The sequence below is a fragment of the Oleiphilus sp. HI0079 genome, assembly GCF_001635105.1.
In genome coordinates this window covers 1-511 of sequence record NZ_LWFT01000395.1, presented here as the reverse complement: position 1 = coordinate 511, position 511 = coordinate 1, and the positions used below count along the sequence as shown (strand labels likewise).

The 511-nt window shown below is 42.1% G+C and carries 1 protein-coding gene; it reads left to right on the top strand.

The window, feature by feature from the left end:
* Window positions 1-477: mechanosensitive ion channel family protein (locus A3750_RS05100; protein ID WP_156498426.1), on the top strand; the 477-nt coding region annotated here is incomplete at its 5' end.
* Window positions 478-511: the final 34 nt, after the last annotated feature.

Below are 511 nucleotides of genomic sequence, written 5' to 3'. Positions count from 1 at the left end.
GAAGGAACCGTTGAAAAGGTTGGCTGGCGCTTAACGACCATTCGCACCTTTGACAAACGCCCTCTCTACGTTCCAAATCAAGTTTTTGCGAATATTTCAGTGCAGAATCCATCTAGAATGAGTCACCGTCGAATCTATGAGAAGGTGGGCATTCGGTATGATGATGCCAAACAGCTCGAAACTGTTGTTTCTAAAGTTAAAACGATGCTACAAAATCATCCTGACCTTGATACAGAGCAAACACTAATCGTTAATTTTGATGCGTTTGGTGCCTCCTCTTTAGACTTCTTTATTTATACCTTTACCAAGACAACAAACTGGATCGAATACCACACAGTAAAACAGAAAGTGTTGGTTGAGATTATAAAGATCATCGAAGGTGAGGGCGCAGAGTTTGCGTTCCCAACATCAACGGTGCATTTGCCAGAACTGGTTAATAGTGGGCTTGCTCATAATATCGAAGAGCCAAAGCCCTGATTTGGTTTTGTGCCTTGGTTAATTCGGAGTAGAA